Source organism: Glycomyces sp. NPDC021274 (genome assembly GCF_040641195.1).
Lineage (GTDB): Bacteria > Actinomycetota > Actinomycetes > Mycobacteriales > Micromonosporaceae > Glycomyces.
Window position 1 is genome coordinate 354,721 of the sequence record NZ_JBFADC010000001.1, and the last position, 25,626, is coordinate 380,346.

Sequence of the window (25,626 nt, forward strand, 5' to 3'; positions counted from 1 at the left end):
CTCAGACGGCGGTCTGGAGGCCGAACCCGAAGGGGTACAACGGGTCGTAGGCGGCATCGCCGACGTTCATCGGCTCCTGGTCGTTCGCGCGCGGCCAAGTGACCGGGAGGCGGCCGCCGTACGGCGTCAGGCCGAAGAGCGGGTCGGCGACGCCCGCGCCTTCGCTGCCCGGCAGCCAGGCCGCGACGAGCGCGTCGACCTCGGCGAGGTGCGAGGTGATCTCGATCGGGCGGCCCGAGACGACGATGACCACGCAGTCGACTGCGGCGCAGACCGTGGCGATGGCGGCGGCGTCCGCATCGGACACCCGCATGTCGTGCTCCCCCGCGCCCGCGTCGCCGACGCCCTCGGCGTACGGGTCCTCCGCGACCACGACGACCCCGACGGAGGCGTCGCCGATCGGCTCGGAGGCGTTCTCGCTGTAGGTGATCGCCGCATCGGGCGCGACCTCCTGCATCCCGGCGAGGATGCTGGTGCCCTTGGTGACCGCCTCGATGGAGCCCTGCCAGGAGGCGGTCCAGCCGCCCATCTGGCGCCCGAGCGAGTCCGCGCCCGAACCGGCGACGTAGATCGACTCGTCGCCGGCGAGCGGCAGGATCGCGTTGTCGTTGCGCAGCAGCGTCTGCGACGCGGCGGCGGCCCGGCGGGCCGCCTCGCGGTGCTCGGCCGAGCCGATGTCGGCGGCGCCGGTCGTGTCGGCGAACGGCCGCTCGAACAGGCCGAGCGCGAACTTCTGCGTGAGGATGCGGCCGACCGCGTCGTCGATGCGCTCCTCGCTCACCCCGCCCGAGTCCACTTCGGCCACGAGCGTGTCGATGAACCGGCGGTACTCGAACGGCACCATGACCATGTCGATGCCGGCGTTGATCGAGAGGCGCACCGCCTCGGCGTAGTCGTCGCTCACCTGGTCGACGCCCTGCCAGTCGGAGACGACGAAGCCGTCGAAGCCGAGCTCGCCCTTGAGGACGTCATTGATGAGGTACCCGTCGGCGTGGGCCTTCAGCGGGCCGTCGCCGAGGTCGGTCGAGGAGAACGAGGCCATGACCGAGCCGACGCCCGCGTCCACCGCGGCCTTGAAGGGCGCCAAGTGGATCGCGCGCAGCTCCTCCTCGGTGATGGTCATGACGCCCTGGTCGATCAGGTACGTGGAGCCGGGCGGGAGCAGGTCGTTCGGGGTGGTCGAGGTGCCGAAGGCGGTGCCGCCGTCGCCCACGAAGTGCTTGGCCGTGGCCAGGACGCTCGTGTTCGCGGCCAGGTCCTGGCCCTGGAGTCCCTGCACGACGGGCCCGGCGTACTCGACGGCCAGGCCCGGGTCCTCGCCGAACGACTCGTAGGTGCGGCCCCAGCGGCTGTCGCGGGCGACGCACACGCACGGCGCGAAGGTCCAGTGCACGCCCGCGGCGCGGGTCTCGGCCGCGGTGATCGCGGCGGCCTGCGCGGCGAGGTCGGGGTCGTGCGCGGCGCCGAGGCCGATGTTGTGCGGGAAGATCACGGCCCCGGGGAGGGCGCCGTTGCCGTGGACGGCGTCGATGCCGTAGACGAGGGGGATGCTCAGGCGCGAGTCCATCGCCTCGGCCTGGAAGCCGTCGATCATCGCGGCCCAGCCCTCGGGCGTGTCGTGGAGGGCGTCGGCGCCGCCGTTGAGGAGCGAGCCTATGCCGAGCTCGGCGATGTCCTCCGGGGCGCCCTCGATGGCGGGCACGGCGACCTGCGTCATCTGGCCGACCTTCTCCGCGACGGTCATGCGGCCGAGGAGGTCGGCGACGCGGTCTGCGACCGGCGCGTCGGGGTCGAGGTAGGAGGCCTCGCTCGCGTCGTCGGGGACGACCACGAGCACGGTGACCACCGCGGCGGCGAGCGCCGCGATCAGGGCGGTCCAGAGGACGGCGGGACGACGGAGAACTGCGGGCAGGTGTGCGCCCATGCGGCGGGCTCCTTGAGGCGTGCGCGATCGACTACGGCCCCAACCTGGTTCGACCCTAGTGGAAGAGCGCTCCCATGTCCAGGGGCCGACCCGGCGGAGCGTGACGCCGCTCAGTCGCCATAGGCGGATGGAAATATTTTCGGTCCCGTGTTGCCTGCGCGACCCGCCCCTGTTATGTTGGGTCTCCCAACTAACGCTTCGGCCGCCCTTACGCCGAATCCCTGCCCCTAGGAGCACCAGTGCGACGACGCACTTTCGCCGCCTCCCTCGGCGCGGCCGCCGTGGCCGCCACCGCCGTGCCCGCGGCCGCCCACGCGAAGACCTCCGGCCGCTGCGACGACGCCTACACCTGGCGCACCGCCGTGGTCAACGGCGGCGGCTACGTCCCCGGCATCGTCTTCAACGAGACCGAAGCCGACCTCGCCTACGCCCGCACCGACATCGGCGGCCTCTACCGCTGGCAGGAGGCCACCCAGACCTGGCTGCCGCTCCTCGACTGGCTCGGCTGGGACCAGTGGGGCTGGACCGGCGTCGTCTCCGTCGCCACCGACCCCGTCGAGACCAACCGGGTCTACGCCGCCGTCGGCACTTACACGAACGACTGGGACCCGAGCCCCGGCGCGGTGCTCCACTCCGACGACTACGGCGCGACCTGGGGCATCGCCGAACTGCCGTTCAAGCAGGGCGGCAACATGCCCGGCCGCGGCATGGGCGAGCGGCTCGCCGTCGACCCCGCCGACAACGCGGTCGTCTACCTCGGCACCCCGAACGGCAACGGCCTCTGGCGCTCCGGCGACCACGGCCGCACCTGGGCGAAGGTCGAGGCGTTCCCGAACCCCGGCAACTTCGTGCAGGACCCCTCCAGCGACTACTCCGACGACAACCAGGGCGTCATCTGGGTCGAGTTCGACCAGGCCGGCCGGATCTTCGTCGGCGTCGCCGACCCCGACGACCCCCTCTACGTCTCCGAGGACCGCGGGCAGAGCTGGTCCCCCGTGCCCGGCGCCACCGCCATCGGCACCGTGGACGGCAACCGCACCATCCCCAAGCAGGCCGCGATCGACCACGTCAACGGCCACCTCTTCATCGTCACCAGCTGGGACCCGGGCCCCTACAACGGCGCCCCGGCCTCCGGCAAGGGCGGCGCGATCTGGCGGCTCGACCTCGCGAGCGGCGCATGGACCGACGTCACCCCGACCTACAGCCCGGTCGGCAAGACCCCCGGCTTCGGCGGCATCACCGTCGACCGCCAGCGCCCCGGCACCCTCATGGCCGCGACGCAGAACAACTGGTACCCGGACGAGGTCATCTACCGCTCCCGGGACTCGGGCGCGACCTGGGAGACCAGCTGGGACTACGCCTTCGACGCGAACTGGTCGTGGCCGCCCGAGCGCGCCGACCGGTTCACCATGGACGCGTCCGGCAGCGAGTGGCTGTCGTTCGGCGGCACCGACGACGGCCCGGCCTACGCGGTCAAGCACGGGTGGATGATCGACGCGCTCGCGATCGACCCGCACAACTCGGACCGCATCATGTGGGGCACCGGCGCGACGATCTGGGGCACCGAGCGGCTGACGGCCTGGGACGAGCAGGGGCCGCTCGTCGGCTGGGACGAGGCGGCGGGCCACCAGGTGGCGCTGCCGGTGGAGCAGTTCACCGTCGCGGTGCGCGTGGAAGGCCTGGAAGAGACCGCGGTGCAGGACATCGCGGCGCTCGGCGGCACGCTGGTGCAGGCGACGGGCGACCTCGGCGGGTTCGTGCAGAACGATCTGGGCAAGGCGGGCACGCAGATCCGGCGCCCGGACTGGTCGTCGGGGCGGAGCGTGGACTTCGCGGGGCTGCGGCCGGAGGTCGTGGTCGGCTCCGGTGACGTGCACGGCGACGTGGACGGCCATGTGGCCGTCTCGGTGGACCGGGGCGCGACCTGGCTGACGACGAAGCGGCTCGAAGGCGTTGCCGGCGGTGCGAACGGCGGCACCGTGGCGGTGAGCGCGGACGGCGAGGTGATCGTGTGGACGCCGGGCGACGGCGCGACCGCGCCGGTGTTCAGCACCGACCTGGGCCAGTCGTGGACCCCGGTCGAGGGCCTGCCGGCCGGGGCGAAGGTGCGCGCCGACCGCGTGGACCCGAACCGGCTGTACGCGTTCGCCGCAGGGAAGGTGTACGCGAGCGTGAACGGCGGACTGTCGTTCGCGGCGACGCGCGCCTCGGGGCTGCCGACCGAGGGCGACGTGGACCTGCGGGCGGTGCCGGGCAAGCGCAGGCAGCTGTGGCTCGTCGGCGGCAAGGCCGATGCGGTGTACGGGATGTGGCGCTCGACGGACGGCGGTTCGTCGTGGAAGCGGATCCGGGACTTCGAGGAGGCCGACGCGGTCGGGTTCGGCAAGGGACGCGGGCGGCGCGGCTACCCGGCGATCTACACGTCCGCGAAGGCGGGCGGGCAGCGCGGGATCTGGCGTTCGACCGATGAGGGCCTGAGCTGGCAGCGGATCAACGACGACGCGCACCAGTGGGCGTGGACCGGGAAGTCGATCACGGGCGACCCGCAGGTGTACGGCCGCGTCTACATCGCGACGAACGGCCGCGGACTGATCTACGGCGACATCGCGGACTGAGGTTCGCTCAACCCCCTGTGAAGCGCTCTGGAGAGCGGCCGCGCCGGCCGCGGGACCACCGTTCGGTCCCGCGGCCGGCGCGCTGTCGTTGTCGCGGTGCCGTCGTTTGCGGTGATCTCGTGTCGCGGTGCGCTCGGGGCGGATGGTCTGGGTCGAACGCGAATACCTCCATTTTGGACTCCAGCGGGGCGGTGTCGAGGCGGGGCGAGTCGGACGGTGACGCCGGGGCGGCGGCCGGGACGGCGGCGACGGCGAGCGCCAGGGCGGCCGCGGTGAGGATTCGGGTGCGCACGTGCCGACATTGAGGCCGCATTGACCTGGGGCGCAATGCGAAAGGCCGGATGCGGCGCAAGAAGTGCGCAGGCGGGAACGCCTCCGGCACCGGCAGCCGTACCCCGCGGCCGATGCGCGAGGGCGCGCTTCCACGGTGAGACCCGTTCGCCGGCATGAACTGTCGGTAATGCCCAATACGAACGCCTGAATGGCAACGGTATGGTAATCGCGTGAATCGCCCTGTATAGGAAGGACTACCCCTGGTGCCCGACGCGCCTTCCACTCGTCTGGTCTACGACGCCCTCCTGATCACCTCGCTCGACGACGCGTACAAGCCCGCCACCGGCCCTCGCGTGACCGGTCTGGGGATCGGCGCGGCGCTCCTGGCCGAGCTCGTGCTCTCGCAGCACCTGGTCGTCTGGGCCACCAAGGGCGTCGACCTCCTGTGCTTCGACGAGCGGTTCCGGCCGCCGCAGGACTCCCTGGCCCTGTGGCTGGTCGAGCACATCCGCGCCGAGCCCACCAGCCTCAGCGTGCGCGACTGGCTCGAGTTCCTCTCCGCCGCAGACGTGTACACCAAGACCGCCGAGCACATGGCGATGCTCGGCCTCATGGTCCGCCACGAGTACCGCTCGCGGTGGACCCGGCGCGTGGAGTCCGGCTACGAGCCGAGCGACGCGCTCTTCGCGAACGCCGTGTTCTCGCGGCTGCGCCGCCAACTGTCCCTTTCGGAGCAACAGATCTCCGTCCAGGACGTCTACCTGCTCGGCCTCACTGAAGCGGTCGGCCTCTCCAAGCCGCTCTACTACCAGCTTCCCTCCGGCGCACGCGTGTACGCCGGGAAGCAGCGGCAGTCGCTGCCCGCGCCGCTCCGCGCCCTCCTGGCGCACCTCGCGGCGGCGGTGGCGGACATCGCCATCACCGGCGGCCGCTGACACCACTCGCCACCCGAAGAAGGAGACACCGCCCCCATGTCCACTCCGCCCTCCACTCCGAGCGCGGTGCAGGCCGCACTGGCCCGCAACCGGCTCGGCACCCTCAGCCTGCTGCACTTCTCGCTCACCGCCGCGACACCGCTGACGGTGATCGCCGGCGGCGTCGTCGTCATGTTCGCCCTGGCCGGGCAGATCGGCATCCCGCTGGGGTACCTCATCATCGCCGCCTGCCTGTGGCTCTTCAGCGTCGGCTACACGACGATGTCGCGGCACATCACGAACGCCGGCGCGTTCTACGCGTTCATCGCCCGGGGCATCGGCCGCATCCCCGGGGTCGGCGCCGCGTGGGTCGCCGCGACCGCCTACTGCGCCATGCAGATCAGCCTCTTCGGCCTGCTCGGACTCACGGCCGAGAGCGTCATGGCCCGCATGGGCTTCGACGCGTCGTGGTGGGCCTGCGCACTCGTCGCGTGGCTCCTCATCGGACTCCTCGGCACGCGCGCGGTCGACATCAACGCGAAGGTGCTCGCGATCCTCCTGGCCGTCGAGATCGCCGTGATCCTGCTGTTCAGCGCCTCGAACTTCGTGCACGCCACCGATGGCCTCCCGCTCGCGGCCATGTCGCCGTCCACACTCGGCGGCGAGGCGGCCGGGGCCATGCTGGCGCTGGCGGTCACCGGCTTCATCGGGTTCGAATCGCCCACCGTCTACGGCGAGGAGGCGAAGGACCGGCGCCGCACGGTCGCCCGGGCCACCCTCGCCACCGTCGGCATCCTCGCGTTCATCTACATCGCCTCGTCGTGGTCGATCATCGCCGCCGTCGGCGCGGACGACGTCGTGGCGGCCGCGGTCGCGGACCCCTCGCTCATGTTCACCCTCGCCGGCGACCAGCTCGGCGCCCCGTGGGCGGTCATCGGCGAGGTCATGCTGCTGACCTCGGTCACCGCCGCCGCCCTGAGCTTCCACAACACGACCGCGCGCTACCTGTTCGCGCTCGGCCGCGAGCGCGTCGCACCCGCGTGGCTGGGCCGCACCTCGCCGCGAACGTCCTCCCCCGCGGCCGCCTCGCTCACCCAGACCGTCGTCAGCGGCGTGGTCATCATCGCCTGGGCGGTCATGGACCTCGACCCGCTCGTGCACCTCTTCTACTACATGAGCACGTCGGCCGGGATCGGCCTGCTCGCCCTGATCGCCACGTGCGCCGTCGCGGTCGTCGTGTACTTCGCGCGCGACCAGCGCGGCGAATCGGTCTGGGCCACGCGCATCGCGCCGACGCTCTCGGTGATCGCGCTGCTGTGGGTGCTGTACTTGTCGGTCATGCACTTCCACACCCTGCTGGGTGTCGAGAAGGGATCGACGATGCCGGTGCTCGTCCCGATCCTGTTCGCGGCCTTGTTCGTGCTCGGCGCGGGCTGGGGCGCCTACCTCAAGTGGGGCCGCCCGGAGGTGTACGCCGGGATCGGCCACGGCGCGAAGGCCGCGCTCGTAACCGAGGAGGCCGAGCCGGTCGGGGTGGCCGGTGTCCGCTAGCACCGCACACGTGGCGGGGCTGCTCGGCGAGGCGTTCCTCGACGTGCCGACCGCGGTCTGGCTCGTCGAGGACCCGGCCGAACGCCTTGCGGCCGTTGCGGGTCAGTTCGCGATCCTCGTGGAGCACGCCGCAGCCCACGGCGGTGTGCTCACCGCCGAGCGGGACGGCGCAGGGTTGGACGGTGCCCTCGTCTGGTTCGACCGGACCAAGGAGGAGCCGCCGATCCCCGACTACGAGGAGCGGCTGCGCGAGGCCTGCGGCAAGCACTACGAAGGCTTCGCCGAGCTCGACCGGATCATGGACGAGCACCACCCGGCCGAGCCGCACAACTACGTAGCCCTCGTCGGCGTGCGCGCCGACGCTCGCGGTCGCGGCTTCGCGAGCGACCTGCTCCGCCGCCACCATGAGCGGCTCGACGCGACCGGCACGCCCGCGTACCTGGAGGCGGTCTCGCTGCAGACCGCGAGACTGTATGCGTCCCTGGGCTACCGGCCGCACGGCGAACCGTTCCGCATCGGCGAGGGCGGCCCGCCGCTGCACCCGATGTGGCGGCCGGCCGGGGCCGCGTGACGCACCTCCGATAGACGCCCGGTCCACCGTATACCTAGAGTCGGACGCGATGCGCACGCCGCAGCGAGGCGGCGCGACCACCGCTGAGGGGAACGCTCGATGACCGACTGGTGGTGGGTGGACCTGCTGCTGGCGACCGCCGCGGGCTTGGCGCTGATCTGGATCGCGCTGATCGTCGCCCTGGCGGTCGCCGGCCCGCGCGGGCCGCTCCTGCGCGAGGCGCTCCGCGTGCTCCCGGACCTGCTCCGGCTGCTGCGGCGCCTCGCGGCGGACGGCGGCCTGCCGCGCGGCGTGCGCTTCCGGTTGGTCCTGCTGTTCGCGTACCTGGCGCTGCCGTTCGACCTGGTCCCGGATTTCATCCCGGTCCTCGGCTACGCCGACGACGCGATCATCGTGGCCCTGGTCCTGCGGTCGGTCGTCCGCCGCGCCGGCATCGACGCGATCCGGGGCCACTGGCCCGGCAGTGACGACGGCTTCGCGGTGCTCTGCCGCCTCACCCGACTCCCGTTGCCGCGCAACGAGACCTGACCGGTCAGCGGCCGGCGCTCCAGTCGTCCGGCGGATCGGCGCAGGCGACCGGCTCGGCCGGGCCGAGCCGGTGCAGACGCGCCCGCACGGCGCCGCAGACGCACCGGGTCCAGACCACGACGCCTTCGGAGGTGTGGTGGCGGGAGACGATCTCCGCACCGTCGTCGTCGGTCCACCCGCACGCCGAGCAGGTCGTCGTTTCGCTTGGGCCGCTCCGCCATCCGTCGCTTGTGCGGCCGGGCGGGCGGGGGCGGTCACGCATGGCTGCTCCCTTCGAGAGCGCCGCCTTCCGCGGCGAGCCTTCCGGCTTGGGTGACGGGGCAGGACGCGCCTTCGCGGATGCAGGCCGCCCGGTCGCACAGGCGGCACAGCAGTTCGCCGAGGGCGTCGTCCGGTACGCGTTCGGCGCGGCCCGTCTTGGCGTAGACGGCGTGCAGCAGTTTCTCCAGGAGCGCTTCCAGCGCAACGCGTTCCTCGGCGTCGAGGCCTGCGACGAGCGGCCCCAGGACGCCGCCGCGGTCCTCCAGCAGCCGGTCGACCGTGCGCCTGCCCTGCGCCGTGAGATGGACGGCGACGGCGCGGCCGAGGCCGGCGCGCCGCTCGACCAGCCCGCGCTGGACCAGGCCGTCCACCATCCGGGCCGCCGCGGGCTGACTCAGTCCGATGTACCGCCCGAGCGTCGTCACCGCCGAGCCGGGGAACTCGTGCAGCGTCAGCAGCGCGGCACTGGCGCTGTCGCCCAGGTCAGAGGCCCTGCGCTGCTCCTCGGCGACGAGGTCGGCCACGTTCAGCGCGGTCGCACCGAGCAGGTTCGCCAAACGATCATGCATGACTCATGCATAACACTCCTCGGGGTCGGGCGCAAGCGGTTCTGAAGAACGCGCTGCACACGGAGGGCGAAGCAGCGCCGCCCCAGTTCGATCTGCAGGCCGGTCCGCGGGACCGTTATTCGGCCTCGAGGACGAGGAAGAGGAAGCACAGGAACGCCGAGTCGGGTGTCTTGACCTGGTCGGGGAACCGCTCGTGCGCGCCGGGCGCCGGAGCCGGCTCGTCGATGACCGCGATCCGGAACCCGGCTTGGGTGAAGGCGCTGGTGATCGCGGGCAGCGGCCGGTGCCAGAGCGCCAGCTCGACGCTCTGCCCGCTGAAGGTGTACTCCTCGGCGTACGCGTGAGTCGTGAAGTAGCTGCGGTCGGGGTAGGAGAGCTTGTAGACGATGGGGTGGTTGACGGCCACGATGAGCCGCCCGCCCGGCACCAGCACGCGCCGCAGTTCCGCGAGCGGCGCCGACCAGTCCTCCAGGTAGTGCAGGACCAGGCACGCGACGGCGTCGTCGAACGAGTCGTCAGGGAACGGAAGGGGGTCGTTGAGGTCCGCCTGCCGCAGCGCCGCATCGTCGCCGAGCCGCCTCCTGGCGAGCTCGAGCATCTTGGCGCTGGGGTCGACGCCGGTGACGAGGGCTCCCCGGTCGCGGAGGGACTCGAAGAGCGGCCCCGCACCGCAGCCGACGTCGAGGATGCGCCGCCCGGCCACGTCCCCGGCCAGGTCGAGGACCGCGGGCCGCGCGTAGTAGGCGTTAAGGAGGCTCGATTCCGTCTCGGCGGCATACGCCTCGGCGAAACCGTCGTAGTCGGCGGTCGGGGCCTGGCCGGTGATCCCGGTGCGGTGCTCGTGATCGGACATCGGTCCATCCTGACACGGCTCGCCTGCCCGAAGGCACACGGCCGCAAGGAAGTCCGCGAAAAACCTACGCGGCACCCCTGAGGTCTGCAGCGGTGGCGAGCGCGCTCGCGGCGGCCTCCCGTTCGGCGTCCGTCAGTTCGGTGTCGCCGACCTGCTTGAGCAAGGCGGCGGCTCTGGCGCGGTCGCCCGTGCGCAGCGCGAGTTCGGCGCGGTAGACGAGGGCGTCGAGGAGTTCGGGCTTCGGGGCCTCGTCGCCGCTGCGGGCGAGTGTCGAGTCGAGGAGCTTGGCCGCCTGCTCGGCGTCGCCTTTGGACTCGCCGAGGACGATCGCCTTGACGAGCGTGCGGCCCAGTCTGCTCTGCGGCGCTTCGGATCGCGCGGTGTCCTCCTGCTGCGGGAAGAACCGGATGACGTTGCCGCTCGGGTCGGTCAGGGAGAACCCGGCCCGGTTGCCGGTGTTGGCGCGCTTGCGGGGGCGGGTCACGCGCGGAATCCCCTCGACGAGGACCTTGCCGTGGGCCGCGCGCATCCCGGCCGCGAACTCGTCCCAGAGCGCGCCGGTGTCGGGCACGAAGACCAGGCAGGTGCCGTAGGTGTTCTCGGGGTCGAGCTGGTCGACGCCGAAGAAGTGGAGCTCCCAGCCGTCGCGGGCCATCACGATGTACGGATTCGGGCGGGTCTGGTGGTGGGTCCGCTCGAAGCCGAGCATCCGGTAGAACTCGCTCGCCTCGTCGATGGACCTGCACGGCAGCAGGGGGACGGTGACAACAGTGCCGCTCAACGGCTTCCTTCCGGTTCGAGTGCGTTGGTGAGTGCGCGCAGGGCCGCGGTGGCGGCCTCGATCTGGGACGGGTCGAGCGCCGCCGCGAGGGCGTCGGCCCAGACGGCATGGGCCCGTTCGACTTCGGCGAGGGCGCGCCGCCCCGCCTCGGTCGGGTCGAGGAGTTTCGCGCGGCGGTGGCGCGGATTGTCCACAAAGACGGCGAGGCCGTCGGAGGTCAGCGCGTCGGCGGTCTGCTGCACGCTCTGGCGGCGCAGTCCCATCGTGCGGGCGACCTCCGCGACCGTGGCCGGGGCGTGGTCGATGACGCCGAGGACCTGCCAGCGCGCGCTGGTGAGCCCGGCGGGCCGGGCGAGGGCGTCGCCGGCGGCGAGGAGGGCGCCGTTGGCCCGGAAGACCTCGATCGCGAGTTCGGAGACGGCGAGGCCGCGGCGACTGAGCTGTTCCACGTTCCTGAGGCTACCGAGTTTGACAGGTACCTGTCAAACCTGCTCTCGCGTGAGGGGCGTCACCGGATTGCGAGCGGGTCGCGCCTTGTAGTTCGCAATACGAACTATTATGGTTCGTAGTACGAACTAGATTTCCGTGAAAGGGAACGACATGACGCAGCAGGGGAAGACCGTGGCGATCGTCGGCGGCGGATACGGCGGGGCCGCGCTCGCCAAGGCATTGGACGAGCACGCCGACGTGGTCCTGATCGAACCCAAGGACGCCTTCGTCCACGCCGCCGCCACGCTCCGCGCGCTGACGCAGCCCGAGCAGTGGGCCGAGCGCATCTTCTACCCGTACGACGCGTTCATCAAGCGCGGCAAGCACCTCCGCGCGTACGCCGCCGGCGTGGACGCGCAGGGCGTCACCCTCACCTCGGGCGAGCGGGTCGAGGCGGACTACATCGTGCTGGCGAGCGGCTCGGGGTACCCGTACCCGGCCAAGACCCGCACCGACTCGACCGACGAGGCCCTCGCGCACTTCAAGGAGACGCACCTCGAGCTGGCCGGGGCCGAGCGGGTGCTCATCGCCGGCGCCGGACCGGTGGGCCTGGAACTGGCCGGCGAGATCAAAGCCGTCTGGCCCGAGAAGCAGGTCACCATTGTGGACCCGGGCGAGGAGCTGATGCCCGGATACGAGGCGGCACTGCGCGCGGAGCTCCACGCGCAGTTGGACAAGCTCGGCGTCGAGGTGCGCCTCGGCGTCACTCTCGACGACGAGCCGGCCGTCGAGCCCGGCCGGGCCGGCACGGTGCAGGTCACCGCGAACGGCGAGCCCATCGAGGCCGACATCTGGTTCCGCGCCTTCGGGATCAGCACCAACTCCGGCTACCTGAAGGACGGCATCGCGCCGCTCAACCGGCGCGGCCAGCTGCCCGTCACCCCGCAGCTCAATGTGGAGGGACACGGGCACGTGTACGCCATCGGCGACATCACGAACGTGAACGAGGAGAAGCGCGCCGCCGCGGCCGGGCAGCACGCCGGCGTAGTGGCCGCCAACATCATCGCGCAGATCAGCGGCGACCGGCCCGAGTCGGTGTACGAGACCTCGCCCGTGCGCGCGGTGATCGTGCCGCTCGGTCCCGAACTCGGGGTCGGCCAGATGCCCTCCGAGAACGGCCCGGTGCAGCTGCCGCTCGAGTCGGTCATCGAATGGAAGGGCCGCGACCTCATGCTCGGCTACTTCGACCAGGCGTTCCGTCCCGTCTAGCAGGACTCCCCCGTCCGCCTGATCGTCATAGGACGGGGAAGGCCCCCGCCGCGCCGCGGCGGGGGTTTCGTCGTTCGGGTGAAAGCGCTGCGCGCCTTCAGTTCTCGCCGCAGCCCTGCGAGGACGGGCAGCCCGAGTCGGTGAAGACCACGGGCACGTGGTTGTCCGCGACCACCCGGGTGAGCAGGCCGACCAGGACCTGCTGCTCGGCGGCGCTCAGGCCGAGCGGGAGGTCGGCCACCCGCTTCGTGGTCTCGTCGTGGAACTCCTCGGCGAGCTGGGCGCCCTTCTCGGTGAGCGCCACGCGGAACGCGCGGCCGTCGCCGGGGTCGGCCTCGCGGCGCACGAGGCCGCGCTTCTCGCAGCGGTCGACCAGGCCCGAGATGCTCGACTTGGCCAGGCCGAGGGTCTTCGCGAGCTCGAACATGCCGAAGGGCCGGGCGATGATGACGCAGAGGAGCTGCGCCTGCTGCACCGTGAGGTCGAATTGGCGCACTGCGTCCGCGTACACGGTGTCGACGAGGAACGCGGTCCGTACCAGAGCAGTGCCCATGCTCATCGGCTCGTCCGCGTGCTCCTCCATGGAATCAAGCTTACCCGCAGGCCACGGCCGGTGCCCGGTGTCATCGGCCACGCGGCCGCCGCATCGAACCGCGACCGCGAAGCCCCCGGCGACCGCTTCCCCGGCGGCGCTCGCTCGACGCCTGAAAAAGCATCGGAACGCTGTGTCACGCACCTCGTGACAGGGAGTTTTTTTGTTGCGATAGGCGATCAAAGGGTTGACATGCGCCGATGCCGCTGGAATCATTGCCGATGCGTTTCGACCCCGCAATACGGGATCTTCCCGGCAATTTTTCCGTACCACGCGCCCGCAGTGGAGGCCGACCCGGCATGCCCTCCCCCGGCGCAGAGAAAGAGTGATCACCCTTGCGACGCAAACCGATCAGGTTCATAGCGGCCCTGGTGGCGGTGGCGGCGGCAGCCGCCGCCGCGCTCACCGTCCGGACGGCCTTCGCCGAATCCGAGACCGCTCCGCCGGAAGCCGGCGCCGCCCAGCTCAGCGCCGAGCAGACCGTCGCGGCCATGCAGCCGGGCTGGAACCTCGGCAACTCGCTCGACGCCGTCGGCGACGACGAGACCGCCTGGGGCAACCCGCGCATCACCCCCGAGCTGCTCGACTCGGTTCGGGCCCAGGGCTTCAACTCGATCCGCCTCCCCGTCACGTGGTCGGCCCACCAGGCCGAGAGCGGCGACTACGCGATCGACGCCGCGTACATGGCCCGCGTGAAGGAGGTCGTCGACCTCGCGCTCGAAGACGGCTTCTACGTGCTCATCAACATCCACCACGACTCGTGGCAGTGGGTGAACCAGATGCCGACGCAGCACGACGAGGTCCTCGCGCGCTACAACGCGGCCTGGACGCAGATCGCGGCGACCTTCGCCGACGCCCCGCCGGAGCTCGTGTTCGAGAACATCAACGAGCCCCAGTTCGCCGATGTGAGCGAAGAAGAGGGCGAGGTGCTCCTCAACGAGCTCAACGAGTCCTTCCACGCGATCGTGCGCGGCTCGGGCGGTGTGAACGCCGAACGGCTCCTGGTGATCCCGACGCTGCACACCAGCAGCGAGCAGGCGCGCCTCGACGCGACCGCCGCGAGCATCGCGGCCCTGGACGACCCGATGATCGCGGCCACCGTGCACTACTACGGCTACTGGCCCTTCAGCGTCAACATCGCCGGCTACACCACGTTCAACGAGGAGGTGCGCGCCGACATCGTGGCGGCCTTCGGCCGGGTCGAGGCCACGTTCATCGACAAGGGCGTGCCGGTGATCCTCGGCGAATGGGGGCTCCTCGGCTTCGACAAGCACACCGGCGTCATCGAGCAGGGCGAGAAGCTCAAGTTCTTCGAGTACCTCGGCCACTACGCGAACGAGGTCGGCATGACCACCATGTGGTGGGACAACGGCCAGCACTTCGACCGCGAGACCCACACCTGGAAGGACCCCGACCTGTTCGCGCACGTCGCGGGCGCGTGGGAGGGCCGCTCCGGCACCGCCGCCTCCGACCAGGTGTACGTCCCGGTGGGCGAGGCCCCGGCCGCGGCGACCGTGCCGCTGCACTTGAACGGCCTGGAGTTCGCCGGAGTCTTCAACGGCGGCACCGCACTCGCCGAAGGCACCGACTACACCCTGGACGCCGAGCAGCGGCTGACCCTCAGCGCCGAGCTCCTCGCGGGGCTCGCCGGCGGCGGCGACACGGGCGAGCGGGCCGTGCTCGAGGTCCGGTTCTCCTCGGGCGTGCCGTGGAAGCTCCACATCATCGCCTCGGCGGCGCCGACCATGCAGGACGCGAGCGGCACGACGACCGAGCTCGCGGTGCCGGTGGCGTTCAACGGGGACCAGCTCGCGACGATGGAGGCGGTCTACCCGGACGGCACCGCCGCGGGCCCGCAGGACTGGACGGCCTACAAGGAGTTCGCGGTCGCGTTCAAGCCCGACTACGAGGCCGGCACGATCGTGCTCCCCGAGGCGTTCTTCGCCGCCGTGGACGACAATACGACCGTGCACCTCACCTTCCACTTCTGGAGCGGCACCACGGTCGAGTACACGGTGGAGCGGTCCGGCACCACCGTGACGGGAAGCGCCGCATAGCGACCCGCCCTATATAAACAACAGCGCGCGCGGGGCGCCCGGTTGCCGGGCGCCCCGCTCACCACCCGGAATGGGAGCGTTTCCCCAGGCCGTGGGGCTGCAATTGGCCGCCACGACCGGTGTGCGTCGACTCGTGTTCAAGCACCCGATGGGCTAGTCTGGAGCGACGTCTTGCACCGGTGAAGGACCCGCTCGCACTCGCCGGCGCCGAGCGCGACGCGACTGCCCGCCGCGACGCCTCGCCTCCCCTGCCACCTGCCCATTCAGTGCCGATTGGATAGTTTTGAACGACGCAGCACCATGGCCGCCGCCGGGGATCGACCCCAACGTCCCCACCACCGCGCGCGTCTACGACGCCGCCCTGGGCGGCAAGAACAACTTCAAAGCCGACCGCGAGGCCGTCGAGGTCTTCGCGAGCAAGATCCCGCAGGTCCGCGAAGCCACCCGGCTCAACCGCGACGCGCTCATCCGCGGCGTCCAGTACCTGGTGCGCGGGGCCGGCATCGACCAGATCCTCGACATCGGATGCGGCCTGCCGACCGAGCAGAACACCCACGAGGCCGCGCAGGAGATCAACCCGGACACGCGCGTCGTCTACGTGGACAACGACCCGATGGTACTCTCCCACGGCCGCGCGCTCCTCGCCGACAACCGCACCACCACTGTGGTCACCGCCGACCTGCGCGACCCGGCCGGCATCCTCGCCAATCCCGAAGTGCGCGGGCACCTCGACTTCGACCGGCCGATCGCCGTGGTCATCGTCGGCATGATCATGCAGATCCACGAGAACGAGAAGCCCGACGAGATCATCGCCACCCTCATGGAGCCGCTCGTCTCCGGCTCGCACCTGTTCCTCACCGCCTGGCCCGACACCGGCGACCCCGCGCAGCGCGGGCTCTCCCAGGGCTGCCTCGAGACGCTCGGGAACGGCTGGATCAGGCCGATCGAACGCCTTGAGCAGCACTTCCAGGGCATGCCGCTGGTGCCGCCGGGGCTCGAATACGTCTCGCGCTGGTATCCCGAGGAGCCCGACCGGAAGGTCCCGGTGTTCGAGGACCTCGAACCGTACGAGCGCACGCAGATGGCCGGTATCGCGGTCAAACCCTGACGAGGAGGCGGCGGCGGCCGAGCCGTAGATTGGTACCGCGCAGCGTGTTCGAGAAGAGAAGAGACCGCCAATGCCCATGCTCGAGATCCGCCGCCACAGCAAGCGCAACGGAGACGAGGCCGTCCACCTCTCCCAGGAGGGCGTCGAGCTGGCCCGCTGGTCGGGAACGCTCACGGGGCCCTTCGAGGTCGTCGCCACCAGCGTCGCCCCCCGGGCCCGCGAGACGGCGATCGCCATGGGGTTCGCGGTGACACTGGAGTTGCCCACCCTCCCCAACGTCAATGGCTTCCTGCAGGAGTCGCAGGCGGCGACGTACGACGTCGGCGCCCCGTTCACCCGGCTCGCGCGGCTGGTGAACCGGCGCGGCAGCACCGCGTCGGACTACGCGCACGCCCTGGCCAGGCAGTGGTCGGACCTGATGGCGCCCCTCGGCCCCGGTGACGCGGCCCTGGTCATCGGTCACGGCGGCCACATCGAATGCGGGCTCGTGACGCTGTTCCCGGAGGCGAACCACGACGAGTGGGGCTCGCTGTTCGGGTACATGGAAGGCGCACGGCTGCACTACGACGCGGTCGCCCGCCGCTTCCACGACATCGAGTTCGTCCGCAGCTAGACCACAACGCAGTGGAGGGGCCGGCATTGCACCGGCCCCTCCACTGCGTTCAGTCCTTGCCGACCTTGATCGCCACCCGCGGCAGGTACCCGACCGCTGCGACCACCGCGGCGAGCGCGGCGAAGACCAGGAGCGGGATCGGGAAGCCCAGGGCCACACCGGAATGCTCGAACTCGAGGTTCTCCAGGGCCGAGATCATCGGGCCCGAGGACAGCATGTCCTGAAAGGTCAGCTGCTGCCAGAACAGGTCCTGGCCGTTGACGAGGAGCAGCGCCAGCCCCATGAGCGCGGTCATGGGCCAGGCCGCCTTGAGGAACGCCCGGCGCGCCTCGCCGGGCTCGGCGCCGTCGATGAGGGCCGCGCGGCGGCGGTCCTCCAGGCCCCAGAACAGGGCCGTGAAAACGAACAGCAGCGGGACGGCGATCCAGGCGCGGGCCGGGAACGACCCGATGACCATGTACTCCCCTTCGCCCGCAACGACCTCGAGGTTCGCGACCCCCAGCGGCCCGGACCCGGTGAACAGCCACGGCGCGAACGGCAGCAGCAGCCAGCGCGAGGCGCTCCCCAAGGGCCGCAGGGCGCCGACGGCGTAGCCACCGATGATCGACACCGGCAGTGCGACGGCGGTGGTGATGAGCGGCGGTCCCCAGGTGCGGCGGATCGCGAGCCAGAGGTCGGCGCCTTCGCGGGTGTCCTCGCCCATGCGGGCGAGCCAGGGCAGGAGGTAGGAGCCGGCGGCGGCGAGCAGGAGCACGAGTGCGGCGATGCCGAGGACGGCGGCGGTCCGGGTCGGTGTCGGGTCGATCCGGTCGGGGCTGACGTCGATCCGGACCCGGGCGGCGGTGAAGACGAGTGCGGCGCCGATGCCGAGGGCGGCGAGGATCGCCATGAGCAGCACCGATTTCGCGCTGGACAGACCCGGGGAGATCCCTGAGTACAGGCCCCTGAAGATCTGGGTGACCGGGGTTTCGGCACCTTGCGGCAGGCCGGTGACGACGCTGTAGGCGAAGGTCTGGAGTCCGGCCCCGGCGATGGCGAACGCGGCGAGGCCGGCCGTGACGAGCAGTGCGGAGTTCCGGCCGGTCGCGTTGCCGCGCATGGCGGCGAGTCCGGCGAGGATGCCGAGGCCGAGCACGACGCCGGCGATGAGGCCGGGCCAGTCGTACAGGCTCGCTTCGCGGTCGCTCCCGGAGACGGCGCGGTCGATGAGCCAGGCGACGGTGAGTGCGGCCGGGGCGAAAGTGATCGCGGCGAGGGCACAAGCGACAGTGGCGGTGGTGCGCAGGCGGCGGCCGCCGCGGTGGAGGAGCCAGGCGGCGAGCGGGGCGAGGACCGCTCCGGTGGCGATCATGGCGGCGATCGGCCCGGCGAGGCCCGCGAGGCCTTGGGCGAAGGCGCCTTCGGTGAAGACTTCGTCGTAGTTGGCGGGGCCGATGGTCTCCGCGGAGCCGAAGACGCTGAGGCCTTCGATGCGGCTGAGTTGGATCGTGCGGACCGTGGGGAGCAGGTAGGCGCTGACGGCGGCGATCAGCGGCACCGCGAGGAGGACGAAGCCGAGGATCGTGCGGGCGGCGTCGCTCTGGGTCTGGAGGAGCGTTGCGTACGACCGGTCGAGCTCGGCCTGCGTCGGCCGGGGCCGCTCGGGGGCGGGCGGGGCTTCGGGGGGTGGGGCGGCGGGTCGCGCGGGGGTGGTGCGGCCTGGCGCGGGCAGGTATTGGGGGGCGATGCGGACGGGGGCGGAGCGGGACGACGGGGGCGGTCCGCCAGCTCGGGGCGGGTGGTCCATGAACACTCCTGTGTGGATAAGGGGTGGGAGGTCATGAAAATTATGCGCCACGTCACCTGCCGGAAATGAAGCGGGCACTGGCACCGGCATCGTGACCATTCGACAGCGCGCAGTGGCACATCACATGTCACGCGTGACGCGCCATGAGCGGGGTCGGAGAGGCAGCGCGCGCGTCGCGCCATGAATTGCCATCGTGACCGTCCACAGGGCAGTGGCACATCACATGTCACACATGACGCGCCATCCGCGACTCCCGCGAAGCAGGCGCGCCGCGTAATGGGTTGCCGCGGTGCGGCCCGGGTGCTTTGATCGAGTCATGCCAAGCACCGCGCAGTACCTGGGGTTCATCGTCGCCTCGCTCATCCTGATCCTCATCCCCGGACCGTCGGTCATGTTCACCGTCAGCCGCGCCCTCGCCTACGGCCGCACCCAGGCGGTGCTCACGGCGTGGGGCAACGCGATCGGCACGTTCGCCGCCGCAACGCTCGCGGCGGTCGGGCTGGGGGCGCTCATCCAGGAGTCGGCGCTGGCGTTCGCGATCGTGAAGTACGCGGGCGCGGCGTACCTGGTGTTCCTGGGCGTCAAGGCGCTCCGGGACCGCAAGGGCCTCATGGCGGGGCCGGAGGACGAGGCGGGGAGTCCGAAGCGGGCGCTGGCGACCATGGCGGAGGGGTTCGTCGTGGGGATGCTCAACCCGAAGACGATCCTGTTCTTCCTGGCGATCCTCCCCCAGTTCATCAATGCCGAGGGAGGCTCGGCCACGGTGCAGATGCTGCTGCTGGGCGCGACGTTCGCGGTGCTCGCGGCGGCGTGCGACACGGTCTGGGGCCTGGTGGCCTCGGCCGCCCGGGACGTCCTGCGCCGGCCGCGTCCGAAGCTGATCCTCAGCCGCACCGGCGGCACGGCCCTGATCGGCCTCGGTATCGCTGCGGCGGCGGGCGAGCGGGCCTGACGGGCCGCATTGGGAGCGCTTGCATATCGATGCTCATAGATATATAGTGTGTGGACCTCACGGCGATCCCCATCGTTTCTCGGCTGTGCGGCCCCGTTCCCCGGGCCGTCACGACGCCCCCGGCAGCGTCAAGAGAGGACCCCATGCCAGCCTTCACCCGCCCCCGCGTGCGCAGAGGACTGATGGCCGCGGCGGCCGCGGTGCTCGTGGCCGCGGCAGCGCTCGTCGCGGTCATGATCCCCCAGCCCGCCAGCGCCGCGTCGCTCACGCGGATCACGAACTTCGGGAACAACCCGAGCAACCTCGAGATGTACCTGTACGTGCCCGACAACGTGGCCCCCGAGCCGGCCATGGTCCTCGGCATCCACTGGTGCACGGGTTCGGCGAACGACTTCTACAACGGCACCGAGTGGGCGCGCCTGGCCGACCGGTACGGCTTCATCGTGGTCTACCCCTCGGTGACGCGCTCGAGCAAGTGCTGGGACGTGGCCTCCGCGGCCTCCTTGAGCGGCACCGGTTCCGACTCGGTCGGCATCAAGTCCATGATGGACTGGACGATCGCCGAGCATAATGTGGACACGGATCGGGTCTTCTCGACCGGCATCTCCTCGGGCGCGATGATGACCAACGTGATGCTCGGCGTCTACCCCGAGGTCTTCGCGGCGGGCGCGGCGTTCTCCGGCGTCCCGTACACCTGCTTCAGGACCGCCGACGGCTCCGAATGGAACTCGCAGTGCTCGCAGGGGCAGCTGAACCGCACCCCGCAGCAGTGGGGCGGCGAGGTCCGGGCCACCAACCCCGGCTACAGCGGGCCGTGGCCGCGCATGCAGATCTGGCACGGCACCAATGACGACGTGCTGTTCTACCAGAACTTCCAGGAGCAGATCGACCAGTGGACGAACGTCCACGGCACCGACCAGACGCCCGAGCTCTCGGACACGCCGCAGGCCAACTGGAACCGGACCCGCTACGGCGGCACCGGGGCCCAGGCGCCCGTGGAGGCGATCAGCCTCCAGGGAGTCGGCCACAACCTGATGGCGAACGGCATGGCGGCCAAGGCGCTCGAGTTCTTCGGCCTCGACAGGCCGGTGGACCCGACCTCGCCGACGACCGGCCCGACCGACCCGGCCACGACCCCCACGGGCGGCCCGACGGGCGGGTGCTCGGCGGCGGTCAAGGTGGTCAGCACCTGGAACTCCGGCTGGCAGGCCAATGTGGACGTGACAGCGGGCAGCAGCGCGATCTCCGGCTGGACGCTGCACTGGACCTGGCCCGGCGGCCAGCAGATCACGAGCTCCTGGAACGCGGGCGTCATCACCTTGGGCTCGTCGGTGACGGCCGAGGACGTGGGCTGGAACGGCTCGGTCGCGGCGGGCCAGACCCGCACATCGGCATGGGGCTTCATCGGCACGGGATCAGCGGTCGCACCCGCGGTGACGTGCACACCGGCTTAACCCGCCCACCCCAGCGGGGCTGCAGGCGCCAGAACGCCTGCAGCCCCGTCGGCGTTCCCACCGCAGCATTCGCGCCTGGCGGTCCCGAAGCCTTCGGCACGTGCCGGGCCCGACCTAGACTGGGCTCACCGAGTGCGCCTGAAGGCGCCGCACACCGACGTGCAGGACATGAACGGAGCCGCCTGAGATGACCGAGTTTCCCGCCGAGGTCCGCGACCGGTTCGCCGGTGCGGGCATGGACCTCGACAAGCTGTTCTCCGCCGGCGAACTGGGCAACCGTATGGGGATCGACGTGCTGGAGGCCGCCCCGGAGCGGGTCGTGGCGCGGATGGCGGTCGAGGGGAACCGGCAGCCGTACGGGCTGCTGCACGGCGGGGCCTCGGCGGTCCTGGCCGAGACGCTGGGGTCGGTCGGGGCGATGCTGCACGGCGGCCCCGAGAAGATCGCGGTCGGCGTGGACCTCAACGTGACCCATCACCGGGCTGTCCGGTCGGGCACCGTCACCGCAGTCGCGACCCCGATCCACCTTGGACGGTCGACGGCGACGTACGAGATCGTCGTCAGCGACGAGGAGGGCCGGCGCGTCTGCACCGGACGCCTCACCTGCCTGATCCGGGACGCGCCCGGAGCATGAAACGCCAAGCGCCGCAGGCGCTTACCGCTGCCGTTCCAGGAAGTCGGCGATGAGCGGTGCGATCTCCCCCACGTGCGTCTCCAAGGCGAAGTGCCCGGCGTCGAAGAGGTGCAGTTCAGCCTCCGGCAGGTCGCGGAGGTAGGCGCGGGCGCCCGCTTCGGTGAAGAACGGGTCGCCGGTGCCCCAGACGATGAGGGCGGGCGGCGTGTGCTTGCGCAGCCACGCCTGCCAGCCGGCGTACCGCTCCACATTCGACTTGTAGTCGAAGGCCAGCGCGACCTGGGCCTCCTTGCGGCCGGGCAGGTCGAGGTAGTGCTGGTCGAGCGTCCAGTGGTCGGGCGAGAGCAGCTCGGGGTGCCGCGCGCCCGTCTCGTACTGGAACCGGGTGCCTTCGAGCGTGAGCAGGTCCCGGATCCGGCCTTCGGCGCCGGTCTGCTCCGGGGCGAGCGCGATGAAGCCGCGTGCGGCGTCAGAGAGGCCTTCGGTGTAGGCGTTGCCGTTCTGGACTACGAGGCCGGTGACGAGCTCGGGCCGGCGCTCGGCGAGGCGGAGGCCGACGGGCGCGCCGAAGTCGAAGAGGTACATGGCGAAGCGCTGCAGGCCGAGATGCTCCACGAAGCCTTCGACGATGTCGGCGAGGCGGTCGAAGGTGTAGGTGAAGTCGGCGGGGGCGGCGGTCTGGCCGAACCCGGGGTAGTCGGGGGCGATGAGCCGGTGGTCGGCGCCGAGGGCGTCGATGAGGCGGTCGAACTGGTGCGAGGCGGTGGGGAAGCCGTGCAGGAGGAGCAGGACGGGCGCGTCGGCGCGGTCGGGCACGGATTCGCGGTAGTGGACGGCGACACCGTCGATGTCGACGTCGGCGTGGCGGACCAAGGGGAGACGATTCATGATTCACATGCTTTCTCAAGACGATGATGCATTAGACAACGACGACCAACACTAACGCATAAAACAAGCGATGTAGCATTAGGGTCATGAACGCGATGACACCGCTGGTCGGCGAGCCCTTGGCGATCGATCTGGTGAACACCCTGACCGCCGAGGGCGACCTGCTCGCCGACCCCGAGGCGCTGGACGCGTGGCTCGCCTTGGAGGCGGACCGGCTGCCGAAGTTCGACGCTCCCGCCGATCGCACTGCGCTCCAAGAAGTCCGGTCGGTGCGCGAGCACGCGGCCGCCGCGTTCGGCGCGCTGGCCGAAGGGCGGCGGCCGCCGGAGTCGAGCCTGCGGGGCCTCGCGGCGGCGGTGAACGCCGCGCCCGGGCGCACCAGGCTCACGTGGGACGGCACGGCGGTGGCCGTGACCGTGCAGCGCCAAGGCAGTGCGGCCGACCGCCTTGCCGCCGAGCTCGCGCAGGCCGCGGTCGACCTGCTCACCGACCCGGCCGTGGCGAAACTGCGCCGGTGCGGCGCAGAAGACTGCGTGATGCTGTTCGTGCCCGCGCACCCGCGCCGCCAGTGGTGCTCCCCCGAACGGTGCGGCAACCGCGTCCGCGTCGCCCGCCACTACGAGCGCCGCAAAGCGGGCAGCTGAAGCAGCGAACGCGCATCAAGCCGCTCGTGCGGCTCATGCGTCCCAGCACCGCGCAGGTCATAGTCGGCGGCGCGACCGCGAGAGTGTGGCCTCGCCATGCAATCCCTAGTGGACAGGATCAATCAGGTAGAGGGAACTGGTCCCCCAGTCGCAAACGGCGAGTCGTCCGTCAGGCGCGACCGTGATGCCGGTGGGGCTGTCGAAGCCGTCGGCGACGGTGGTGCGGGTGCCGTCCGGCTCGATCATGTCCACAGTCGAGCCGCCGTAGTCGACGACGTAGACCGCGTCGCCGCCCGCGGGGGCGATGCCGGGTCCGGGGCTGGCGAGTTCGGTGTTGACGTGCTCGGCCTCGGTGCCGCCCGAGACGAGTGAGACGCCGCCGTTGATGTTGCTGACCATGAGGTCGCCGTTCGCGAGTTCCACGGCGCCGACCGGGGTCTGGAGGCCGGTCGCGACCACGCGGGTCTGGCCCTCTGCGTCGGCCGCGAGGATCTCGTCGGTCTGGCGGTTGGCGATCAGCAGTTCGCCCGCGGCGTTGAAGGAGAGCCCGGCCGGGGTCGCGAGCCCTTCGACGAAGACTTCGGGTTCGCCCTCCTCGCTGAAGCGCCACACCACATCCCCGCTGTAGGAGGCGGCGTAGACCACGCCTTCGGCATCGATCGCCAGGCCCGAGGGGCCGTCGAGGTCGCTCGCGAAGGTGCTGCGCTCGCCTGCGGCGGTGAACCGCTCGATGGTGCCGCCGGACCAGTTCGCGACGTACAGCGCGCCGTCGGCGTCGTAGGCCATGCCCACGGGCGAGGAGAGGCCGTCCCAGACGGCGTCGCCGGGGCCCTGGGTCGAGCCCGAGCCCGCATCGCTGCTGGCCGAGTTCGATTCGGCCGCGGTGCAAGCGGTCGCGGCCACGATCGCCGCCATCGCCGGGACGACGAGGAGACGGTGTGCACGGCCGCGAGTGGTGCCCGCCTTGTCGTTGTGCTGCAGTGGATTCGCGCGCATGGTCTGCTCACTCCGTAATGGTTGGTCGTACATTGCGTCGGTGGTGATCGGTGGGCATGAGCACGTCAGGCGAGGCGGGTTCTGATGCGGCGCGCCGCGAAAGCGAGCAGCGCCCCGGCGGCGAGCAGCATTCCGGCCGCAGCGCACACGCCGATGAAACCTGCGCCGTCCGCGGCGGCGGCCAGCTGGGGTCCGAGGCTGGCGCCGACGAACAGGACGAACGTGTAGAGCGCGGTCGCGGCGGCCCGGGCCGCGCCCGCGACCTCGCCGACCGCTTCGATGAGTCCCGGCGCCGAGAGCCCGATGCCTCCGACGAACACGAAGAGGCACAACGCGATCGCCCACGTGCCGAACCCGGAGGCGGCGGCTGTGAGGAGCGCGCCGGTTGCGGCGGTCGCGAGCGCCCCGACGACGCGGGCGGTCGGCGGGAAGCGCCGCAGCCGTCCCGCGATCCAGGGCGCGGCGATGAACGCCGGCAGCGCGGAGGCCCGCAGAGCGAGCATGGCGGCCGGGTCGCCCGACAGGCCTTCGGGACCGACCGTCTCGAGTCCTGTGTAGACGGCGACGAAGGAGGAGAGGACGGTGGCAGTCGCGAGGTAGAGCAGGAGCGTGTCGCGGCGGCGCAGCAGTGCGCCCATGGCGCGCACCGGGTTGACGCGCTCGGCGCCCTGGCGTTCCGGGTCCGGTTCGAGCACGAACGCGAGGATGACCGCGAGCGCGAGGACGCAGGCCGCGCCGCCGAAGAACGGTGATGCCAACCCGAATGCGGGCAGCAGCACGGTGGCCGCAGCTTGAGCGATGATCGCGGAGCCGATGAAGCCGCTGGTCATTGCCGTGATCGCGATCGCCCGGCGCGGTGGGGCGATCCGCTCGGCGACGTAGGCGAGGGCGGCTGGGGTGAAGAACGCCGAGGCGAAGCCCTGCACGACGCGCAGGGTCAGGCCGGTGGCGAGCCCGTCGGCGAGGCCGACCGCCGCAGTGGCGAGGGCGGCGGCTACGAGCCCAGTGAGCAGGACCCGGCGGCGGCCGAAGCGGTCGGCGGCCGGGCCTGAGAAGAGGAGCCCGGTGGCGTAGGCGAAGCCGAACGCGGTGACCATCCAGGCGGTCTGCTCGCTGCCGGCGCCCCAGCCTGAGGCGAACTCGCCGAGGAGCGGGATGACGACGTACAGCTGCCCGACGATGAACACGGCCGCGGCGGCGAGCGGCACGACCGTGCGTCCCGTTGGGACCCATGGCAAAGCGGTGCCGCTATCGACCGTGGTCGGCACGGCGGATCGGGTCGGGACTGGCGGCCTCATGGCCCCATTACACCACCAACTCATTTGTTGGTCAACATCAGAGTTGGAGTATTATCGGGTTCATGT

Annotated in this window: 24 protein-coding genes; 13 read left to right on the plus strand and 11 right to left on the minus strand. The window is 71.2% G+C overall.

Going from position 1 to position 25,626, the window contains the following annotated elements:
* Position 1 precedes the first annotated feature (1 nt).
* Positions 2-1,924 (minus strand): glycoside hydrolase family 3 N-terminal domain-containing protein, encoded by a 1,923-nt coding sequence (locus tag AB0I03_RS01510; protein WP_360404605.1) that lies wholly within the window; start codon positions 1,922-1,924, stop codon positions 2-4.
* A gap of 239 nt (positions 1,925-2,163) precedes the next feature.
* Between AB0I03_RS01510 and AB0I03_RS01515 the strand changes: the two genes are divergently transcribed.
* From AB0I03_RS01515 to AB0I03_RS01535, 5 genes are all read left to right on the plus strand, one after another.
* Positions 2,164-4,539: a xyloglucanase gene (locus AB0I03_RS01515; protein ID WP_360404608.1), complete on the plus strand. Its 2,376-nt coding sequence runs from the start codon at positions 2,164-2,166 to the stop codon at positions 4,537-4,539.
* A gap of 536 nt (positions 4,540-5,075) precedes the next feature.
* Positions 5,076-5,747, plus strand: coding sequence for a GPP34 family phosphoprotein (locus tag AB0I03_RS01520; protein ID WP_360404611.1), 672 nt, complete (start codon positions 5,076-5,078; stop codon positions 5,745-5,747).
* Positions 5,748-5,783: 36 nt separating this feature from the next.
* Positions 5,784-7,277: an APC family permease gene (locus tag AB0I03_RS01525; RefSeq protein ID WP_360404614.1), complete on the plus strand. Its 1,494-nt coding sequence runs from the start codon at positions 5,784-5,786 to the stop codon at positions 7,275-7,277.
* Positions 7,267-7,848 carry an N-acetyltransferase gene (locus AB0I03_RS01530; RefSeq protein ID WP_360404617.1) on the plus strand — a complete coding sequence of 194 codons (582 nt, stop codon included), beginning with the start codon at positions 7,267-7,269 and terminating at the stop codon, positions 7,846-7,848. The genes AB0I03_RS01525 and AB0I03_RS01530 overlap by 11 nt, the downstream gene beginning before the upstream one ends.
* A 99-nt stretch (positions 7,849-7,947) precedes the next feature.
* Positions 7,948-8,376: a YkvA family protein gene (locus tag AB0I03_RS01535; protein ID WP_360404620.1), complete on the plus strand. Its 429-nt coding sequence runs from the start codon at positions 7,948-7,950 to the stop codon at positions 8,374-8,376.
* 4 nt (positions 8,377-8,380) lie between these two features.
* On the opposite strand, the gene AB0I03_RS01540 is transcribed toward AB0I03_RS01535, so the two are convergent.
* The 5 genes from AB0I03_RS01540 to AB0I03_RS01560 form a co-directional block, all read right to left on the minus strand.
* Positions 8,381-8,638 (minus strand): hypothetical protein, encoded by a 258-nt coding sequence (locus tag AB0I03_RS01540; RefSeq protein ID WP_360404623.1) that lies wholly within the window; start codon positions 8,636-8,638, stop codon positions 8,381-8,383.
* Positions 8,631-9,206: a MarR family transcriptional regulator gene (locus AB0I03_RS01545; RefSeq protein ID WP_360404626.1), complete on the minus strand. Its 576-nt coding sequence runs from the start codon at positions 9,204-9,206 to the stop codon at positions 8,631-8,633. The genes AB0I03_RS01540 and AB0I03_RS01545 overlap by 8 nt, the downstream gene beginning before the upstream one ends.
* Positions 9,207-9,321: 115 nt before the next feature.
* Positions 9,322-10,059, minus strand: coding sequence for a class I SAM-dependent methyltransferase (locus AB0I03_RS01550; RefSeq protein ID WP_360404629.1), 738 nt, complete (start codon positions 10,057-10,059; stop codon positions 9,322-9,324).
* Between the two features lie 64 nt (positions 10,060-10,123).
* Entirely contained in the window at positions 10,124-10,840 is a 717-nt protein-coding gene (locus AB0I03_RS01555; RefSeq protein WP_360404632.1) for a VOC family protein, read from the minus strand.
* Positions 10,837-11,289, minus strand: coding sequence for a MarR family transcriptional regulator (locus AB0I03_RS01560; protein ID WP_360404635.1), 453 nt, complete (start codon positions 11,287-11,289; stop codon positions 10,837-10,839). The genes AB0I03_RS01555 and AB0I03_RS01560 overlap by 4 nt, the downstream gene beginning before the upstream one ends.
* 151 nt (positions 11,290-11,440) lie before the next feature.
* Here AB0I03_RS01560 and AB0I03_RS01565 point away from each other — a divergent pair, with 151 nt between their 5' ends.
* Entirely contained in the window at positions 11,441-12,538 is a 1,098-nt protein-coding gene (locus tag AB0I03_RS01565; RefSeq protein WP_360404638.1) for an FAD-dependent oxidoreductase, read from the plus strand.
* Positions 12,539-12,635: 97 nt separating this feature from the next.
* On the opposite strand, the gene AB0I03_RS01570 is transcribed toward AB0I03_RS01565, so the two are convergent.
* Complete coding sequence (locus AB0I03_RS01570; RefSeq protein WP_360404641.1) at positions 12,636-13,121, minus strand: MarR family transcriptional regulator; 486 nt, start codon at positions 13,119-13,121, stop codon at positions 12,636-12,638.
* 344 nt (positions 13,122-13,465) lie between these two features.
* On the opposite strand from AB0I03_RS01570, the gene AB0I03_RS01575 reads away from it, so the two are divergent.
* The 3 genes from AB0I03_RS01575 to AB0I03_RS01585 all read left to right on the plus strand — a co-directional run bounded on the left by AB0I03_RS01575 (position 13,466) and on the right by AB0I03_RS01585 (position 16,908).
* Complete coding sequence (locus AB0I03_RS01575; protein ID WP_360404644.1) at positions 13,466-15,187, plus strand: cellulase family glycosylhydrolase; 1,722 nt, start codon at positions 13,466-13,468, stop codon at positions 15,185-15,187.
* 283 nt (positions 15,188-15,470) lie between these two features.
* Positions 15,471-16,295 (plus strand): SAM-dependent methyltransferase, encoded by an 825-nt coding sequence (locus AB0I03_RS01580; protein ID WP_360404648.1) that lies wholly within the window; start codon positions 15,471-15,473, stop codon positions 16,293-16,295.
* Between the two features lie 70 nt (positions 16,296-16,365).
* Positions 16,366-16,908: a hypothetical protein gene (locus tag AB0I03_RS01585; protein WP_360404651.1), complete on the plus strand. Its 543-nt coding sequence runs from the start codon at positions 16,366-16,368 to the stop codon at positions 16,906-16,908.
* A gap of 49 nt (positions 16,909-16,957) precedes the next feature.
* Here the strand turns inward: AB0I03_RS01585 and AB0I03_RS01590 are convergent, their stop codons facing one another.
* Positions 16,958-18,694, minus strand: coding sequence for a hypothetical protein (locus AB0I03_RS01590; protein ID WP_360404654.1), 1,737 nt, complete (start codon positions 18,692-18,694; stop codon positions 16,958-16,960).
* A 316-nt stretch (positions 18,695-19,010) separates the two neighbouring features.
* Here AB0I03_RS01590 and AB0I03_RS01595 point away from each other — a divergent pair, with 316 nt between their 5' ends.
* The 3 genes from AB0I03_RS01595 to AB0I03_RS01605 all read left to right on the plus strand — a co-directional run bounded on the left by AB0I03_RS01595 (position 19,011) and on the right by AB0I03_RS01605 (position 21,734).
* A complete protein-coding gene (locus tag AB0I03_RS01595; protein ID WP_360404657.1) occupies positions 19,011-19,646 on the plus strand; it encodes a LysE family translocator in 636 nt (211 codons plus the stop codon).
* A 143-nt stretch (positions 19,647-19,789) separates the two neighbouring features.
* Complete coding sequence (locus AB0I03_RS01600; RefSeq protein WP_360404660.1) at positions 19,790-21,100, plus strand: PHB depolymerase family esterase; 1,311 nt, start codon at positions 19,790-19,792, stop codon at positions 21,098-21,100.
* 187 nt (positions 21,101-21,287) lie between these two features.
* Positions 21,288-21,734: a hotdog fold thioesterase gene (locus AB0I03_RS01605; RefSeq protein WP_360404663.1), complete on the plus strand. Its 447-nt coding sequence runs from the start codon at positions 21,288-21,290 to the stop codon at positions 21,732-21,734.
* Positions 21,735-21,755: 21 nt separating this feature from the next.
* Here AB0I03_RS01605 and AB0I03_RS01610 read toward each other — a convergent pair whose 3' ends face one another.
* Positions 21,756-22,622, minus strand: a complete 867-nt coding sequence (locus tag AB0I03_RS01610; RefSeq protein ID WP_360404666.1) for an alpha/beta fold hydrolase — start codon at positions 22,620-22,622, stop codon at positions 21,756-21,758.
* A gap of 86 nt (positions 22,623-22,708) precedes the next feature.
* Here AB0I03_RS01610 and AB0I03_RS01615 point away from each other — a divergent pair, with 86 nt between their 5' ends.
* Positions 22,709-23,266: an ABATE domain-containing protein gene (locus tag AB0I03_RS01615; RefSeq protein WP_360404669.1), complete on the plus strand. Its 558-nt coding sequence runs from the start codon at positions 22,709-22,711 to the stop codon at positions 23,264-23,266.
* A 105-nt stretch (positions 23,267-23,371) separates the two neighbouring features.
* On the opposite strand, the gene AB0I03_RS01620 is transcribed toward AB0I03_RS01615, so the two are convergent.
* On the minus strand, positions 23,372-24,262 hold the full coding sequence (locus AB0I03_RS01620) for an NHL repeat-containing protein (RefSeq protein ID WP_360404672.1): 891 nt from the start codon (positions 24,260-24,262) through the stop codon (positions 23,372-23,374).
* 65 nt (positions 24,263-24,327) lie between these two features.
* A complete protein-coding gene (locus tag AB0I03_RS01625) occupies positions 24,328-25,500 on the minus strand; it encodes an MFS transporter (protein ID WP_360404675.1) in 1,173 nt (390 codons plus the stop codon).
* Positions 25,501-25,626 lie beyond the last annotated feature (126 nt).

Bases quoted from the DNA above. Each gene is read 5' to 3' on its own strand.
- AB0I03_RS01510 (WP_360404605.1), bottom strand. From the start codon at position 1,924: ATGGGCGCACACCTGCCCGCAGTTCTCCGTCGTCCCGCCGTCCTCTGG.
- AB0I03_RS01525 (WP_360404614.1), top strand. From the start codon at position 5,784: ATGTCCACTCCGCCCTCCACTCCGAGCGCGGTGCAGGCCGCACTGGCC.
- AB0I03_RS01535 (WP_360404620.1), top strand. From the start codon at position 7,948: ATGACCGACTGGTGGTGGGTGGACCTGCTGCTGGCGACCGCCGCGGGC.
- AB0I03_RS01540 (WP_360404623.1), bottom strand. From the start codon at position 8,638: ATGCGTGACCGCCCCCGCCCGCCCGGCCGCACAAGCGACGGATGGCGG.
- AB0I03_RS01545 (WP_360404626.1), bottom strand. From the start codon at position 9,206: ATGCATGATCGTTTGGCGAACCTGCTCGGTGCGACCGCGCTGAACGTG.
- AB0I03_RS01550 (WP_360404629.1), bottom strand. From the start codon at position 10,059: ATGTCCGATCACGAGCACCGCACCGGGATCACCGGCCAGGCCCCGACC.
- AB0I03_RS01565 (WP_360404638.1), top strand. From the start codon at position 11,441: ATGACGCAGCAGGGGAAGACCGTGGCGATCGTCGGCGGCGGATACGGC.
- AB0I03_RS01570 (WP_360404641.1), bottom strand. From the start codon at position 13,121: ATGGAGGAGCACGCGGACGAGCCGATGAGCATGGGCACTGCTCTGGTA.
- AB0I03_RS01585 (WP_360404651.1), top strand. From the start codon at position 16,366: ATGCCCATGCTCGAGATCCGCCGCCACAGCAAGCGCAACGGAGACGAG.
- AB0I03_RS01590 (WP_360404654.1), bottom strand. From the start codon at position 18,694: ATGGACCACCCGCCCCGAGCTGGCGGACCGCCCCCGTCGTCCCGCTCC.
- AB0I03_RS01595 (WP_360404657.1), top strand. From the start codon at position 19,011: ATGCCAAGCACCGCGCAGTACCTGGGGTTCATCGTCGCCTCGCTCATC.
- AB0I03_RS01600 (WP_360404660.1), top strand. From the start codon at position 19,790: ATGCCAGCCTTCACCCGCCCCCGCGTGCGCAGAGGACTGATGGCCGCG.
- AB0I03_RS01605 (WP_360404663.1), top strand. From the start codon at position 21,288: ATGACCGAGTTTCCCGCCGAGGTCCGCGACCGGTTCGCCGGTGCGGGC.
- AB0I03_RS01610 (WP_360404666.1), bottom strand. From the start codon at position 22,622: ATGAATCGTCTCCCCTTGGTCCGCCACGCCGACGTCGACATCGACGGT.
- AB0I03_RS01615 (WP_360404669.1), top strand. From the start codon at position 22,709: ATGAACGCGATGACACCGCTGGTCGGCGAGCCCTTGGCGATCGATCTG.
- AB0I03_RS01620 (WP_360404672.1), bottom strand. From the start codon at position 24,262: ATGCGCGCGAATCCACTGCAGCACAACGACAAGGCGGGCACCACTCGC.